Genomic DNA, 15,948 nt, shown 5'->3' on the forward strand with positions numbered 1-15,948 from the left:
CGATTTCCGGATACTAAAAGCTGTTCACATCACTGTCTGCAAACGCACAGACAGACAGAATAATCGGGGCCAGCGCGAACAGGGCATCAAAGTCCTTTGCCTCGGGCACCAATCCGTCATCGCGCGCAACAACCGCCAAATGACCAAACCCGCCAAAGCGCAACACACGACCGCCATTCGATCCAACATGGTTCAGAATTTCTGTTTCCGACATGGCAAGCGGGAAGATCATACCAACTTCACGCGCCCCCACCAGTGGGCGATACGTCAGCACAACCAGCATCACCGTACCAATAATCGCAAAAATCCCGACCGGGATAATCCCGCGCCAATGATCGACATTCTCTTTTTTGGTATGCTGTACTGTCATTTTACCCACGGAAACATCATCATTCCCAATATAAAACCGACACTTTAGTATAGGTCACTGGAATTTATTAAAACCTTACCCTGCTGATCACAAGAAAAATCCCGCAAAAGATTTATGATAGATAGAAGGCACACGCATTGAGCGTGATTTTAATAATCAAATGCAATTAATCTATGGTGGACATTCAATACCGACCTTTCCCGATGGCTAAATTTATTTGGTAAGCTTTCCGCATTCACTTCAAATGGGAAATCACAGCATCGGTTTCAATCAAATTTACAATCCCAACGAACCATAACATTTTAATTCAATAATGTATTATGGTTCATCATTTCAAAACGCTTCATCCAGAACGGCAAAAGATTTCCACAAGGCACGTCAACGGCTAATACGAAATCCGGACGTCCCCATACCCTATGGTATAGGCCAGACAAGACAAAACCGGCAACCAATGGCGCCGGTTTATCGTCAGACAGGATCTATTGAAAAAGGTCAGTCCCGGGCTTCAATATCAATCGGGACACCGGGTTGATTTTTCGCAGTACGAATCGACAACGCGGATTTCACGTGATTGACGTTTTCGGCAACTGTCAGTTCGGTCGTCAGGAACTTTTGATACTCATCCCAGCTATGGGATACGATTTTCAAAAGGAAATCCATTTCCCCCGCGACCATGTGACATTCGCGCACTTCCACCCATGCCGCAGCCCGGGCTTCGAATGCCCGCAGATCATGTTCAGCCTGACTTGCCAAACCGACCAATGCAAACACGGTGACATTATAACCCAATGCCTGCGCATCAACATCAGCGTGATAGCCTTGGATAAAACCGGCTTCTTCGAGCGCACGGACGCGACGCAAACAAGGCGGCGCGGAAATACCTGCACGGCGTGCAAGCTCCACATTGGTCATGCGGCCATCTTCCTGGAGATCGCGCAAAATTCTGCGGTCGATCTTGTCGAGTTTGACCCGTTGCATTTATTCCTCGATTCTGTGCGCTGAACGTACCCCGGACGAAACAATATTACAGGGGGCCAGTACGCTGGCAATAATATATTCAACGACGGAATGCAATCTGCCCTTTTGTAAAGCGCAGAAATGCCCTGCACAATTTTGTATCAAAACATAACAACTGGCTGTTTTCGGGCGGCTTGGGCGCATTGGCACCATGATCCGGCGATGACAAAACACGCATTATCAAGACGCGCGATGAAAAGCTTGCGAAACTTCGTCCGAGGCAGTTGCACAACACAACATCACCCCATATGTTCGAGCGCAGTTTTTTCATCGACGACAACATGCGAAGCACATGGCCCAAAAACATAACACCAAAGTACTCATCATCGGATCCGGTCCTGCCGGGTACACCGCCGCAATCTATGCCGCGCGCGCCAATCTGGAACCCATGATGGTTATGGGGCTGCAACCGGGTGGACAGTTGACGATCACGACCGATGTCGAAAACTATCCCGGTTTTGCCGATGTCATTCAGGGTCCATGGCTTATGGATCAGATGAAGGCTCAGGCTGAGCATGTCGGGACCAAAATGGTTCATGACCTGATCACCGAAGTTGACTTTTCCAAACGCCCCTTCGTCTGCAAGGGTGATTCAGGCGATGAATACATCGCCGACAGCGTGATCATTTCGACCGGCGCACAGGCCCGCTGGCTTGGCCTTCCGGGCGAGGAAAAGTTCAATGGCCGCGGCGTTTCCGCCTGCGCGACGTGTGATGGTTTCTTTTATCGCAACAAACCGGTTGTCGTTGTCGGTGGGGGGAACACCGCCGTTGAAGAGGCGCTTTATCTGGCCGGAATTTGCAGCAAGGTAACGCTGGTCCATCGCCGCAATGAATTGCGCGCGGAAAAAATGCTGCAAGATCGTCTTTTGAAACATGAAAAGATTGATGTGGTCTGGGACAGCGTGATTGACGATATCCTTGGCGGCGACGGACCGATGGACGGTGTTGAAGCGGTGCGCCTGCGCAATGTCAAAACCGGTGACCTGACCGATATCACTGCGGATGGTTTCTTTGTCGCAATTGGCCATGATCCGGCCACGGGCATCTTCAAGAACCAGATCAACATGGATGACGAGAACTATATCCTTGTCAAAGCGGGTAGCACGACAACCAATGTTCAGGGTGTTTTTGCTGCGGGTGACGTGACCGACAAAGTGTATCGTCAGGCCGTGACAGCGGCAGGCATGGGCTGTATGGCAGCCCTTGAAGCCGAAAAATTCCTTGCCGAACACGCCGAATAAGCATCCTTGGCAAGACAATCATGATCAAGGGGTGCCGTTGTGCACCCCTTTTTCGTATCTCCAGCTTCGTTTATTCGACGAACCACCGATGTGCATAACCGGCTATTCATGCCGAATCTTGCCAATTTCCATGGGGCTTGACGGCCGTTTTTGACGGCAATGTCCTGAGTTCATTTGCAAATTTGTTGTAAACGAAATCACTCCGTTTGCAATTGGCGGCTTGCAGATCGCGTCAAAGGCCTCATATTGATCTAAAGATGTCAATTTGGAAGCAATTGTACACACTGCTTAACAGTGTAGAAACCAAATGCTTTTAATAAGAACATAAGAAGTATCAGGGGACTGGCGCGGCAACAGCGCGACAGTGACATTAGGAGCAGGTCGATGGACTGGGACAAGCTGCGTGTTTTTCACGCTGTTGCGGAAGCGGGAAGCTTCACACACGCGGGGGAAAACCTTAATCTGAGTCAGTCGGCCGTCAGCCGTCAGATCAGCGCACTTGAAGAAAGTGTCAAGGTACCGCTATTTCATCGCCATGCCCGTGGCCTGATCCTGACCGAGCAGGGCGAACTTCTATATCGTACTGCCCATGATGTTTTTGCCAAGCTTTCCATGGCCGAAGCACGGATTCGCGAATCCAAGGAACGGCCAAGCGGCCCATTAAAAGTGACAACCACGGTTGCCTTTGGTTCGACCTGGTTAACACCGCGTATCAATGAATTCCTTGAACGCTATCCGGAAATCGAACTATCGCTGGTGCTTAATGACGAGGAACTCGACCTTGCCATGCGCGAGGCCGACGTTGCAATCCGTATGCAGCCCCCCCGTCAGGCCGATCTGGTCCAGCGCCAGTTGATGACGTTGCGCTATCACGTGTTTGCGTCACCGGAATATATCAAGCAATACGGCATGCCCAAAAAACCCGAAGACCTGAAAGATCACCGTCTGATCATTTACGGTGCGGATGCCCGGCCGCCGGTTTCGAACGTTAACTGGATGATGGCCGTTGCGCAGCAGTTCAAACCCGATATGCGCCCGATTCTGAAGCTGAACAACATTTACGGTATCTTCCGGGCCACCGAGTCAGGCCTTGGTATTTCAGCATTGCCCGATTATCTGTTCCCGACCGGCAGCAATCTGGTGCGAATCCTTCCAGAGCTTGAAGGTCCAAGCTTCGACGCCTATTTCGTCTATCCCGAAGAATTGCGCCATTCCAAGCGGATTGCTGTATTCCGGGACTTCCTGATTGACGAAATCAACAAAGTCAAAGCCAAGACGAACGCAGCCGCTGCGGCTGCGGCCGCCGCCAAATAACGCTGCCTTGCCATTACATTACATCGCCTTGCAATAGCCTCGCAGCGTTTCGTTGTGGGGCTATTTTGTTTCCCCCAGGGAACAATCAAACCCAAGGATGATTTATCAAAAACAACACACCGCCCATACGGGTTTTCCTGTGATCAAATCCGTTATTTTCGGCCCTGTTCGTCATAATAGGTTCAATTTACTGAAACTTTTTCGCCATGCATTAAACGCATGGTTGAATTGACGATATTCTACTTTTAAGCGTAAGGTCATATGCGTATATTCATACTGTAAGTTGTTAGCGACCGCAAAAGCGAAGAGCGCTTTCATCTTTCGATGGTCTTCGTATCATCCGTTTACCGATACGTTATTCGGTTTGGAATCTCCCCCAGATTCCACGTCTCCCAGACGTTAAAACCTCCCTGTTGATCTTGCCGGTAGCTTCCCCTAGCTACCGGCTTTTTTTTCGCATTCGCACAATTAAACAGCACCCTGCCTGCGGCATATTGGGGAACATACCTATTAGAAGATCAATATATTTGTTGTTTTTCAATTGATTAACCGGATAATTTTCACAGCCTAAGATTTATGCATTTTACGCATAGCTGAAAGAGGATTTTGACAGTGGTCTTTCCCGTCAGAAACGCTATCTTCCTCTTCGAACCGCAGCGGTTAACGCCGCGTCGCGGTAAAGAGTTTTCTCCCTGACCGTTTTTCGGTCTTTGCCGGGCGCCCTGCCCGGCATACCCAGGGCCCTGAGAAGGGTCCTACGTCTCCCAGACGTGAAGCCTCCCTGATAAACTTGCCGGGCATTTAATTGCCCGGCTTTTTTTTTGTCCAAATCACACCCTCCGTCACATCCCCTTCCTTTTTTACGCAATGTCGCAACTTTATCAGTCGCTGTCTTGGCAGTTGGCCCTCAACCGCGCAATATAGGGATTGCGTTTAGCGATCAGGGCATTGCACATCATGAAAAAAGACATCGGCATTTTTCTGTTTGGCAAGCCAGCCGAAAAACGCCTGCCGGACCGGGTCCGCAATGCCATTGCCCAACAACAACGTGACAGCGAAAAGCTGATCAGTTGGGTTCAATTGTTACTGGTTACGATTTTTGCCGCCCTTTATGCAATATCACCCAAAACATTGATGAATGCCGGTATTCACCCTGTTCCCTGGGCGCTAGGACTATATTTTCTGTTCACCTTTACCCGATTAATCATGTCCTATCGCGGGGGATTATCCAGTTGGTTCCTGACCCTGTCTGTGATCGCCGATATCGGACTTTTGATGGTGCTGATCTGGAGCTTCCATATCCAGTACATGCAACCGGCAAGCTTCTATCTCAAAGCGCCGACGATGATTTATGTGTTTATCTTCATCTCGTTGCGTACTTTGCGGTTTGATCCGCGTTATATCCTGCTGGCCGGGGCAACAGCGGCAATTGGCTGGCTGTCATTGGTGATGTATGTCGTCTGGAGCGAAGGCGGTGCCAGCATGATCACCCGAAATTACGTGACCTATCTGACATCAAACTCGATCCTGATCGGGGCCGAAGTCGACAAGATCATCGCCATCGTACTGGTATCGCTCGTTCTGGCCATTGCTGTCCTGCGTGCCCAGCGATCCTTTACCCGGGCGGTCACCGACGAAATTGCCGCCAGCGAATTATCGCGCTTTATCTCGCCCGAGGTTGCCGCCCGCATCACCCATGCCGATCAACAAATAAAGCCCGGCGATGGTGAGGCCGTCCGTGCCACCATCATGTTTACTGATATCGAAGGCTTTTCGACTGTTTCCGAAAAACTTAAGCCCCAGGAACTTGCCGCGATGCTGAATGATTATTTCGCCATAACCAGTGCGGTCATCGACCAGCATGGCGGGGTAATTACCCAGTTCGAAGGCGATGCCATGCTGATCACATTTAACGCCGTCAAACCAGACCCTGATCACGCGATCAATGCAGTCAAAACCGCGCTGGAAATTCAAAAAATCTGTGCGCAAACCGTCTTTTGCCATGGCGAAAAACTGAAAACCCGCTGCGGGATCAATACCGGCGACATCGTGATTGGCGCAATCGGGTCGGAAAGCCGCCTGACCTTTACCGTCCATGGCGACAACGTCAATATTGCCGCACGGCTGGAACAGCTAAACAAGCAATTCGGAAGCTATGTCCTTGCCAGCGAAAATACCGTAGATGCCTGTGGCAAAGATAGTTCGCTGGTCTGGCAGGCACGCGGCGATGTGACCGTGCGCGGACGTGCCGCGCCGACGCAAATATTCAGCATTTCCGACAAAACCTGACAGGCCGGTACTTAACTGTCCCAAACCGATCACATCCCATCACCCCACGCAAAAAAAAGCGTGGTGGCGGGCGATTTGCCCGCCCCACGCTTTTGGGGACAGATGGTCTTGGGGAGACCGATCAGACGCAGTGCCTTGACCTTGGGGTGCAGAACACTGTGGGGGACAGTGACTTAAAGGTCCCGGTGAGTAGCGAGGGAGGGGCGCTTCACCGATGTTTCCGCGTCTGACAATTGTGAATATGCCCTTGAATTACGGCTCAAAAATTGATCGCAAATGACCATTCAGGGGCAAAATAGGGCGAAATAAAGTCTGTGGCCGAGCCCCTGAGTTCAAACAAAAAAAGAAGGGGCGGGATTTACCCGCCCCCAATTTCGGGGTCTTCATGGTCTTGGGGAGACCGGTCAGTCGAGGCCGAGGGGGTTCTTTCTTCGGGGGGAGACGAAAGAACTAGGGCCAGAAGACGTTTGAGGGGGGACAGAAGGTTCTGGCCGATGCCTCAACTGACAGTGAAGAATATGACCTGTGAATAGGGCAGGAAAACAGATCGCTTTGGGCCATTTGAGGGCGAATTATGGTCAAAAAGGGGCAGGCACAACAACAAACCCGTGATGGCGAATAGTGCAATAATGATTTACTCTGTGGTTGATCCGGTTCCGCATTGGCCTATACGTGCCAATCCGAAATACCACAGATAAACCGCATCATTTACTGGCACAGGCATGCTTTGCCCAAGGGCCAACGCGGATCGGACGACCAGCACACGACAAACCCGGCCCAGAACCGGGCCCGCGAAACGTTCTGACCGGTTGCCATGTATGGCAACAGCCGTGGAGCCGCTACAGCCATTAAACCCGGTGGCATAATTCGATCCCACGCGCACCCGGTCATCTTGCGTCAAGGAGATGTCCATGCCCTCGTCCACTACATCTGCCAACACCACAAATGCCAATGCACCAACTGCCCGAACCACCACGGCACGCTGTGCCGCACTGGTCGGTCCGTATTCCAGCGGTAAAACCAGCCTGCTTGAAAGCCTTCTGACCGCGACCGGGCGGGTCCATCGCAAGGGATCGGTTGGGGATGGCACCACAATCGGGGATGCGTCCCCCGAAGCCCGCGAACGCCATATGAGCACCGAACTAACGGTGGCCCAAACCACCTATCTTGATGAAGAATGGCATTTCATCGATTGCCCCGGCTCAGTCGACTTTGCCCAGGATGCCCGTGAAGCAGCCATGATTTGCGATGTTGCCATCGTCGTGGTCGAACCTGACCCGACCCGTGTCATGACAGCCGCACCGATCCTGAAGTTTCTGGATCGCAATCGCATCCCGCATCTAATTTTCATCAACAAGACCGATCATGGCGGCATCCGATTGCAAAACAGCCTTGATGCCCTGCAATCGGTTTCCGAAAGGCCCCTTGTCCTGCGCGAAATTCCGATCCGCGATGGCAAGGACCCGGATGATCCCATTACCGGTTTCGTTGATGTCGTGTCTCAGCGTGCCTATCAATATCTTGACGGCCAGCCATCCAAATTGATCGCCTTGCCCGCCAGTGCCAAAAACCGCGAAGCAAAAACCCGCGACGGATTGCTTGAAGCCCTGGCCGATTATGATGACAATCTGCTGGAACAAATCCTTGAAGATCAGGCCCCGGCAACCGAAACCATTTACGAAAATCTTGAACGCGATCTGGCCGAAGACCTGATTGCACCGGTTTTCTTTGGCTCGGCCGAACAGGACCACGGCATTATCCGTTTGCTTAAGGCGCTCCGCCACGAAGCCCCAAATGCCGATGTTTGCGCCCATCGCCTTGGGCTTGAACCACAAGACGGCAGCAACGCCGTTCAGATATTCAAAACCGTTCATCTGCCCCATGCGGGGCGGTTTTGTTATGGGCGTGTCCTTTCCGGTCAGATAAAAAACGGCGATACCCTTGGCCGCGACAAAATCGCGGGCATGTGCCAGATTTTCGGCGACAAGCACGAAAAACGCGATCAGGCACCAACCGGAACGATAATCGGCCTGCCCCGTGTTGATCATTTGCGGACCGGGTCGTTATGGGGCCCGGACGGCGCATTGGATCATCTGTGGCCCGATCCCCTGCCGCCGCTTTATGAAATCGGGCTGGACGTCACCAAACCCGGCGATGACGTCAAACTGACCGAGGCCCTGCGCCATCTGTGCGAACAGGACAGGTCACTTTCCTTTATTCATAACGACGGCACCGGGCAACTGGTGCTGCGCGGTCAGGGCGACATCCACCTTCAGGCCGCCCTTGGCCAACTTACCAATCGCTATCATCTTGAGGTCGAGGCAAAACCCGTCCTGACCGCCTATCAGGAAACAATCCGCAAACCATCACAGGCACGTGGCCGCTATAAGAAACAAACCGGGGGCCATGGCCAGTTTGGCGATGCCCTGATTGAACTCAAACCACTTGGACGTGGCGCAGGCTTTATCTTTAGCGAACGCATTGTTGGGGGTGCGATCCCGCGTCAATATATCTCGGCTGTGGAAAAAGGCGTGCGTGACGGCATGCGTGTCGGCCCGCTGGGCTTTCCTGTGATTGATGTAGAGATTGAACTGATCGATGGAACTTTTCACGCCGTTGACAGTTCCGATCAAGCCTTCCAGATGGCCGCACGGATAGCCGTCGCCGACGCGCTTCGTGATGCGCAACCGGTGTTGCTGGAACCGATCGAACGATATGCAGTTTCCATTCCGTCGGAATTCACATCCAAGGCCCAGCGCCTTGTCAGTACACGGCGCGGACAAATTCAGGGATTTAACGCCAAGGATGGCTGGCAGGGATGGGATGAAATCGATGTTCAGATGCCCGCATCGGAAACCGGTGACATGGTGATGGAATTGCGATCCCTGACCCAGGGTACGGGCTTTTTCACCCGCCGCTATTCCCACATGCAGGAACTTGCCGGAAAACACGCCGACATGATTGTTAGTGCCAACCAAAAACCACAAAGGAAGTCATAGAATTGATCTATCACCAATCATTAAACTATTGATTGGCGTAAAGTTTTTCAATCATCAATACTCTTTACAGACAGAGAGTAAACCTTCGGGCCTCAGGCTCCCGACCTGGCCCCGCCAACCGGAGAAATCAGATGCAAATCGACATCGGTATCAACGAAACCAACCGTACCGCCATTGCAGACGGTCTGGGCCGCGTATTGGCAGATTCCTATGCGCTTTACCTCAAAACCCATAACTTTCACTGGAATGTGACCGGTCCGATGTTCCAGACCCTGCACACCATGTTCGAAGAACAATATACCGAGCTGGCAATGGCAGTTGACGAAATTGCTGAACGCATCCGGTCGCTTGGTGCCTTTGCCCCGGCCAGTTTCTCGGCCTTCTCGGAACTAACCTCGATCAAAGAAGAACGTGGCGTTCCCGCAGCCAAGGACATGATCGCACAATTGGTCGAAGGCCATGAAACCGTGATCAAAACCGCACGTTCTTTGTATGCGCTGTGTAACTCGTCTGATGATGATGCAACCGCAGACCTTCTGACTGCACGTATTCAGGTCCATGAAAAAACCGCATGGATGCTGCGTTCGCTGCTTGAAGGATAAACTGCGCACCTGCCCCTGAAAGGGTCTTTTGCGTTACCGCGACACTTAAAAAAACCGGCCAGGAATTGTTTCCGGGCCGGTTTTTTTATATTGCAGACGATGATTAAAACCTAACCGCGCAAAATCGGATCAATCCGTTGCGCGGCATCCAGCACAGCAAAATCATGACCATGCGGGGCGGCAATCATCAACGCACCGGGGGCAACATCAACACCAACTGGAACCGGGATAGAAATCGCACAGGCATCCGACAGATTCAGATAGGACGTATTGCGCAACATGGTGGCATTCAACCGGTCAAAATCGGCTTCGACCTCGGCGATCTTTGGCGCCATCATCGGAAGCGTTGGCGAAATCATCACATCGACCTCGGCCATCGCCGAACTGAACATCGAAATCACATCTGCCCGCTTGGCATAGGCATCAATCAAATCCGACGCGCTTAGCGTATCGGCAAATCGCATCCGGTTCAAAACACGCGGATCACCACAGGTTTCCAGTGCCTTGAAATCCTTGGAATAGATTTTGTGGGCTTCGGCCGCGACAAGGATTTTGTTGATCACCGCATTTTCAGCCAGAAAACCAAGATCAATCTCGATCAATTCATGTCCGGCCGCACGCAGCTTTTTGCACACAGCATCAAAATCGGCCCGCACGCGATCATCCAGATCATTGGTAAAAGCATGAACCGGAACACCGATTTTAAGCGACACCGTTTTACCATCCTGTGCGGGGACGGTTTTGCCCGACATCACCTCGAACGCGGTAATCGCGGTTTGAAGGTCCCCGGCAAGTGGCCCGGCCGTGTCAAAACTTTTGGCCAGCGGATGAATGCCTTCGCCCGACATCCACAGACGGCTTGGCTTATAGCCATAAAGACCGTTGATTGCCGATGGAATACGTACCGAACCGCCAGTATCCGTACCAAGTGCGATATCGGCCAGACCAAGGGCAACGGTCAAACCACCGCCCGATGTCGAACCACCCGGAATGCCTTCGGTGTCGAACACATTGCCCGGCGTGCCGTAATGCGGGTTCAGGCCCACACCGGAATAGGCAAACTCGCTTAGTGCGGTGCGGCCAAACGGCACAGCGCCAGCCGCCTTGATCCGGGCGACGATATCGCAATCACGCGGTGCCGCGGGCCGACCTTGCAACAATTTCGATGCCGCTGTTGTCGTCACACCGGCCTCGTCATAAAGATCCTTGATCGACACCAACATCCCGGCCAAGGGCAATGGTGTTGCCGATTGCGCCACCCGTTCCTCGGCCACATGCGCATCACGCAAAATGCGATCACGGTCGAACTCTGTGAAAATCTTGCCTGCCAGATCGCCCAGTTGATCGACCTTGTCGATTGCGACCTGTGCCTTGTCGATAATCGCGCCCATCGGGTGGCCTCCGTTATGCTTTTAATTGCTTATGAAATTTCTATGCGATTTCGGGCAGTTCAACAACATCATAGCTGTGCGTGATGGTACGATCACGCACCGAATCATGCATCGCCATCTTAAACGAACGTGCCGGACGCACCCCGCCCTTCGCGCCAAAGGTGCCGCACAGCATGGCGGATGCAACACCATGATTACCCGCCGCAACAAGCCCCGATCCGTCAATCAGATCGCCAAGCGGGCGGATCGATGCAATCGTGCCTTCCTGATAGGGAACCCAATCGTCACGATCACCTTCGCGGATCCATGATTTCAATTCAATCTGTTCAATATGATCGGCCACATCATCATACTGCCACAACGTATTCGCCACCGGCTTTGCACAGATTTGTTTGGACAGGGCAACGGAATGGGCTTCCAGTTCGCGATCCGTGTGATCGGACGCCAGACCAAGATAAAGAACACCGTCTTTGGCCACCAATAACGGCTCGACCTCACCCGACGTTCCGCTGCCGACAACTTCGATCACCGGTGCCTGCGTCAACATGCCAAACGACGTGCGATAATACAGTGGCACAGTTGATGGCGGTTTGACGCCAATGGCCGCCAACTCGTCGATATGATGCTGGATCGCCTTGGCATCACGCCCGGTCCAACCCGCGACCGTGCAATGGCCAAAATCAAAGGTGACAGCGCTACCATCAAGCGTAAAATTCATCTGCATTTTGATATCCCAATTCTGATTTTTTACAATTTTGTGCGCAAGGCCCCGCCGCGGACCGGTTTCCCGGTCCGCGCGAACGGCACAATTGTTCAGGGTTGATGCCTTATCGGGGCAACGGTTCCGACCCGGTCTTAAAGAATATCGGGCAAGAACAGCGCCACTGCAGGCACCGCAACAAGCAAGGCAATCATCGCAACCATCACCAGAACGAACGGAATGGCGCCCAGCATGACTTCGGACAATCGGCCCGATTTGCGCGCGCCCTGCACAACATAAAGGTTAAGTCCGACCGGCGGCGTGATCAGGGCCATCTCGATCAAAACGATCAAAAGAATGCCAAACCACACTTTGTCAAAGCCCATGCCCGTCATAATCGGTACGATAATCGGAATGGTCGCCACCATCAGCGACAGGGTTTCAATGAAGAAACCAAGCACGATGTAAAGAACGATCACCACCATCAACGTGCCCATCGGCGACAGGTTCAAACCCGTCAAAAGGTCCTTAAGTTCCCGTCCCATCCCGGCAGCTGTCAGGGTAAAGTTCAGGAAATAAGCCCCGATAATCACCAACATGATCATCGCTGTAATGCGCACCGTCCCATACAGGCAATGACACATCATTTCGCGCGAAACACCGCGATTAAAGGCGGCAATCAAAAACGCAATTGCCACACCAACCGCGGCTGACTCCGTCGGCGTCGCCCAACCGGCATAAATCGATCCGATCACGACAAAAAACAAAATGATAATCGGCATCAGATGCCGCAGGCTGCCAAACCGTTCTGACCAGCTAAAGGACCGGCTGCTACCGCCCAGGGTTGGCTTGATTTTGCACAGGATCACGGTCACTGCCATGAAGGCCAGTGCCATCAAAAGCCCCGGAATAAGCCCGGCAAGGAATAGACGCGGGATCGATGTTTCAGTCAAAAACCCATAGACGATCAGATTGATCGACGGCGGGATCATGATGCCAAGTGTCCCACCCGCCGCAATCGCGCCGGAAAACAGCTTCGGATCATAGCCAAGCTTTTCAGCCTGCGGCATGGCAACAGTTGCCACCGTTGCCGCCGTCGCGACCGATGATCCCGACGTTGCCGAAAACATGGTCGCCGTTCCTATATTGGCGTGGATTAACCCGCCCGGCAGCCAGGAAAACCATTTATCAAGCGCTTCATAGGTGCGTTCGGCAATGCCGCCGCGTACCAGAATTTCACCCAATAAAACGAAAAACGGAATGGCAATCAGGGTCGATGAATTCGATGCTGACCAGATCACCTGCCCCAAACCGCGCAATAGCGGAAAGGGTGAAAATAACTGATCAACACCAATGCCCAGCAGGAAAAGAACAATCCCCACCGGAATGGACAGCGCCAAAAGCCCCAGAAGCGATGCGGTAACGGTAAAAATCATGCTTCCAGCTCCAGTTCAGTGCGGGCCCCGACAAGCGCGTCGGCTTCCTCCAGCCTGGATTTGACAAGAAGCACCAATGTCAAAAGAACCAGAACGCTTGAACACACCGCAAACCAGATCCATCCCGACAACCAGATCGATTGCGGAAGCCACAATGGCGTTTCAAGCGCTGTGTTGGCATGCGATCCGCGTGCGATTGTTTTCTGCAACACCGGCCAGCTTTGCACGGCAATCACAATCGCGGTTCCGGCAAGCGCGATGATTGCCAAAAGATCCAGCATCGCCTTGCCCCGTCTGCGAAGCCGCAAACGGATCAGGTCAATACGCACATGGGCAAGTTCGGTCAGGGCATAGGACATGCCCCAACTGGCAACACCGGCCATCACATAACCGGAAATTTCATCGGCACCGCCAAATGAAATCCCGGCTTCGCGCAGCAGAATGTCGACGATAATCAGGATCACGCAGCCTGTCAGAACAAGTCCGACAAGCAGCGCGATCATACGGTTCACGCGGCGGATGGCCGCAATCAATGAGGTCGTCACGGCTACGGCACCCTCCGATATATTTGCTTAGCTCAGAGGTACGGTAACACCGACCGTTTTGCCAACAGTATCATTCCAGCGTTTGACCCATTCAGGACCGGCGCGTTCAGCCCATTCTGGCAAAACCGTCCCGGTCAGGATTTCCTTGGCCTTGGCAAGATCGGCATCCGATGCTTCAACCAATGTCATATTGGCCGCTTTCCCTATCGAACAGGTTCCATTGCCCGTCAAACATGCAATATCGGTTTCAAGCGCACCAGCCGCCGCCGCCCAAGCCGGGGCTTCGAATTTGGTGGTGACTTCGTCGGTGATCAGTTTTTGCAATTCCGGTGACAGGCTGTTCCACTTGTCAAAGTTCATTGCCGTCACAACCGGATCCCAGCCGCCGAGCGGAATGGTCATCAGATGGTCGGACACTTCCCACCAACCGGCACTATATCCCGAACCGGCACCGGTAACGGCACAGTCAATCACACCGCGTTCCAATGCGCCCGGCACTTCGGAAAAGGCAACATTAACGCCATTGGCACCAAGGGCCTCAAGGAATTTGGTCGTCATACGGCCCGAACCACGGACTTTCTTGCCTTTAAGATCAGCAAGCGATGTCACATCCCCCTTACAGAAAACGACCTGCGGCGGATAAGGCGCAATTGCCAGAACCTTGGCATTAAAGCGGTCCTTGAAGATGTCATTTACCATCGGCCGCGCGGCTTCGACCATCGCCTGAGCTTCTTCGGCGGTGTTAGCCACCAGCGGCACATCAAGGCCTTCAAGTTCCGGCGCGTCACCAACGGCATAATCGGCAACGGTCATGCCGATATCAAAAACGCCATCGCTCAGGATACGGAACACATCGCCACCGCCGATGCCCATCTGATCGTGGGTGGTCATCTGAACGGTGATTTCGCCGTTTGATGCCGCCGGAAGTTCTTCGGTCCAGAACGGGGTTTCGAACTGCTTGTTAAGCGGAAGGCTGCTCCAGCTGCCGACAACCGCAAGGTCTTCGGCAAAGGCTGGTGATGCCATCATGCCCGCGCCAAGGGCGGTAACGGCAAGCAGTGAAGATACAGTCTTTTTCATAAGATGGTCCTCTCTGATAGATAGGTTTTGTTTGTAATTTCAGACGGTTTTTGTGTGCAGTGTAAATTCCGCGGCTTCGGCAAGGACATCGGTCACAAGCATCAATCCGGGTTCATGCGTGATGGCAAGATCCGGCAAAACATTGCGGATCGCCATTTGCGGCGTGACGCCACAGGCCCAGAAAACCGGAATATCGCCTTCGCCCACGACAGGTTCGTCGCCGAAGTCCGGCTTCATGAGATCGGAAATACCAATGCCGGCCGGATCGCCGATATGCACCGGCGCGCCATGCGCCAGGCGATAGCGATCAGAATACAGGATCGCACGGATGGCATCGGATGGTTTGAACGACCGCATCGAAACAACCAGCGGGCCATGAAAACGCCCGGCCGGGGTGGTTTCGATATTGGTCACATACATCGGCACGTTGCGATTGGCATCCATGTGGCGCAAAGGAACGCCACTGCGGGTAATCGCGGCCTCGAATGAAAATGAACAGCCCAGAACAAAAGTCACCAGATCATCGCGCCACACCGCATTCAGATCGGTCGCACTTTCAAAATCCTCGGTGCCGCGGAAAACGCGATAGCCCGGAACATCGGTACGGATATCAAGATCAGCACCCAGTTCGGGAATAAATGGCGACCCCGGTTCGGACATACCGATCAACGGGCAGGATTTTGGATTTCTGGCGCAAAACTTCAAAAACTCGTCGGCATAACTTGCCGGCAGAATTGCCAGATTGCCCTGCAAATAACCGGATGCATATCCGGTGGTCGTGCCCCGATGTTTCCCGGAACGGATTGCCTGCCGCAATGCCAGCGGCGAAATCGTCGATGCAGATCCGGTTACGGTCGTCGGGGAACAAGATGCGCTTTTTGTCGCGTTCATTTATTCGGTCCTGTTCTCAGCCTCGCTCGCAAGATTGAGAAACCGGACCGATCTTGTCAAGAAATCATTTT

The 15,948-nt window shown here is 52.9% G+C and carries 14 protein-coding genes; 5 read left to right on the plus strand and 9 right to left on the minus strand.

What is annotated here, in order from left to right; genetic code table 11:
• Positions 1–13: 13 nt before the first annotated feature.
• Both TALK_RS15490 and TALK_RS15495 read right to left on the minus strand, forming a co-directional pair.
• Entirely contained in the window at positions 14–370 is a 357-nt protein-coding gene (locus TALK_RS15490) for a hypothetical protein (protein WP_085620058.1), read from the minus strand.
• A 492-nt stretch (positions 371–862) separates the two neighbouring features.
• Positions 863–1,348 (minus strand): Lrp/AsnC family transcriptional regulator, encoded by a 486-nt coding sequence (locus TALK_RS15495; RefSeq protein WP_085620059.1) that lies wholly within the window; start codon positions 1,346–1,348, stop codon positions 863–865.
• Positions 1,349–1,679: 331 nt separating this feature from the next.
• Between TALK_RS15495 and trxB the strand changes: the two genes are divergently transcribed.
• The 3 genes from trxB to TALK_RS15515 all read left to right on the plus strand — a co-directional run bounded on the left by trxB (position 1,680) and on the right by TALK_RS15515 (position 6,233).
• Positions 1,680–2,630, plus strand: coding sequence for a thioredoxin-disulfide reductase (trxB, locus tag TALK_RS15505; RefSeq protein WP_085620061.1), 951 nt, complete (start codon positions 1,680–1,682; stop codon positions 2,628–2,630).
• 384 nt (positions 2,631–3,014) lie between these two features.
• Complete coding sequence (locus TALK_RS15510; RefSeq protein WP_085620062.1) at positions 3,015–3,944, plus strand: LysR family transcriptional regulator; 930 nt, start codon at positions 3,015–3,017, stop codon at positions 3,942–3,944.
• Between the two features lie 957 nt (positions 3,945–4,901).
• Entirely contained in the window at positions 4,902–6,233 is a 1,332-nt protein-coding gene (locus TALK_RS15515) for an adenylate/guanylate cyclase domain-containing protein (RefSeq protein WP_085620063.1), read from the plus strand.
• Between the two features lie 634 nt (positions 6,234–6,867).
• Here TALK_RS15515 and TALK_RS15520 read toward each other — a convergent pair.
• The gene (locus tag TALK_RS15520; RefSeq protein WP_085620064.1) at positions 6,868–7,146 is read right to left on the minus strand and encodes a hypothetical protein; all 279 of its coding nucleotides are present in this window, start codon (positions 7,144–7,146) and stop codon (positions 6,868–6,870) included.
• Here TALK_RS15520 and TALK_RS15525 point away from each other — a divergent pair.
• Both TALK_RS15525 and TALK_RS15530 read left to right on the plus strand, forming a co-directional pair.
• A complete protein-coding gene (locus tag TALK_RS15525; RefSeq protein ID WP_085620065.1) occupies positions 7,145–9,232 on the plus strand; it encodes an elongation factor G in 2,088 nt (695 codons plus the stop codon). The genes TALK_RS15520 and TALK_RS15525 overlap by 2 nt on opposite strands.
• A gap of 131 nt (positions 9,233–9,363) precedes the next feature.
• Positions 9,364–9,834 carry a Dps family protein gene (locus tag TALK_RS15530; RefSeq protein WP_085620066.1) on the plus strand — a complete coding sequence of 157 codons (471 nt, stop codon included), beginning with the start codon at positions 9,364–9,366 and terminating at the stop codon, positions 9,832–9,834.
• Between the two features lie 110 nt (positions 9,835–9,944).
• Here the strand turns inward: TALK_RS15530 and TALK_RS15535 are convergent, their stop codons facing one another.
• The 6 genes from TALK_RS15535 to TALK_RS15560 form a co-directional block, all read right to left on the minus strand.
• The gene (locus tag TALK_RS15535) at positions 9,945–11,225 is read right to left on the minus strand and encodes an amidase (protein ID WP_085620067.1); all 1,281 of its coding nucleotides are present in this window, start codon (positions 11,223–11,225) and stop codon (positions 9,945–9,947) included.
• A gap of 40 nt (positions 11,226–11,265) precedes the next feature.
• Positions 11,266–11,949, minus strand: a complete 684-nt coding sequence (locus TALK_RS15540; protein ID WP_085620068.1) for a DUF2848 domain-containing protein — start codon at positions 11,947–11,949, stop codon at positions 11,266–11,268.
• Between the two features lie 131 nt (positions 11,950–12,080).
• Positions 12,081–13,361 (minus strand): TRAP transporter large permease, encoded by a 1,281-nt coding sequence (locus TALK_RS15545; protein ID WP_085620069.1) that lies wholly within the window; start codon positions 13,359–13,361, stop codon positions 12,081–12,083.
• A complete protein-coding gene (locus tag TALK_RS15550) occupies positions 13,358–13,906 on the minus strand; it encodes a TRAP transporter small permease subunit (protein ID WP_245829956.1) in 549 nt (182 codons plus the stop codon). Before TALK_RS15550 ends, TALK_RS15545 begins: the two co-directional genes overlap by 4 nt.
• Before the next feature lie 27 nt (positions 13,907–13,933).
• Positions 13,934–14,986 carry a TRAP transporter substrate-binding protein gene (locus tag TALK_RS15555; protein ID WP_085620070.1) on the minus strand — a complete coding sequence of 351 codons (1,053 nt, stop codon included), beginning with the start codon at positions 14,984–14,986 and terminating at the stop codon, positions 13,934–13,936.
• A 39-nt stretch (positions 14,987–15,025) separates the two neighbouring features.
• Positions 15,026–15,877, minus strand: coding sequence for a putative hydro-lyase (locus tag TALK_RS15560; protein WP_085620071.1), 852 nt, complete (start codon positions 15,875–15,877; stop codon positions 15,026–15,028).
• Positions 15,878–15,948 lie beyond the last annotated feature (71 nt).

Origin of the sequence: Thalassospira alkalitolerans (genome assembly GCF_002115745.1) — a bacterium.
GTDB lineage: Bacteria > Pseudomonadota > Alphaproteobacteria > Rhodospirillales > Thalassospiraceae > Thalassospira > Thalassospira alkalitolerans.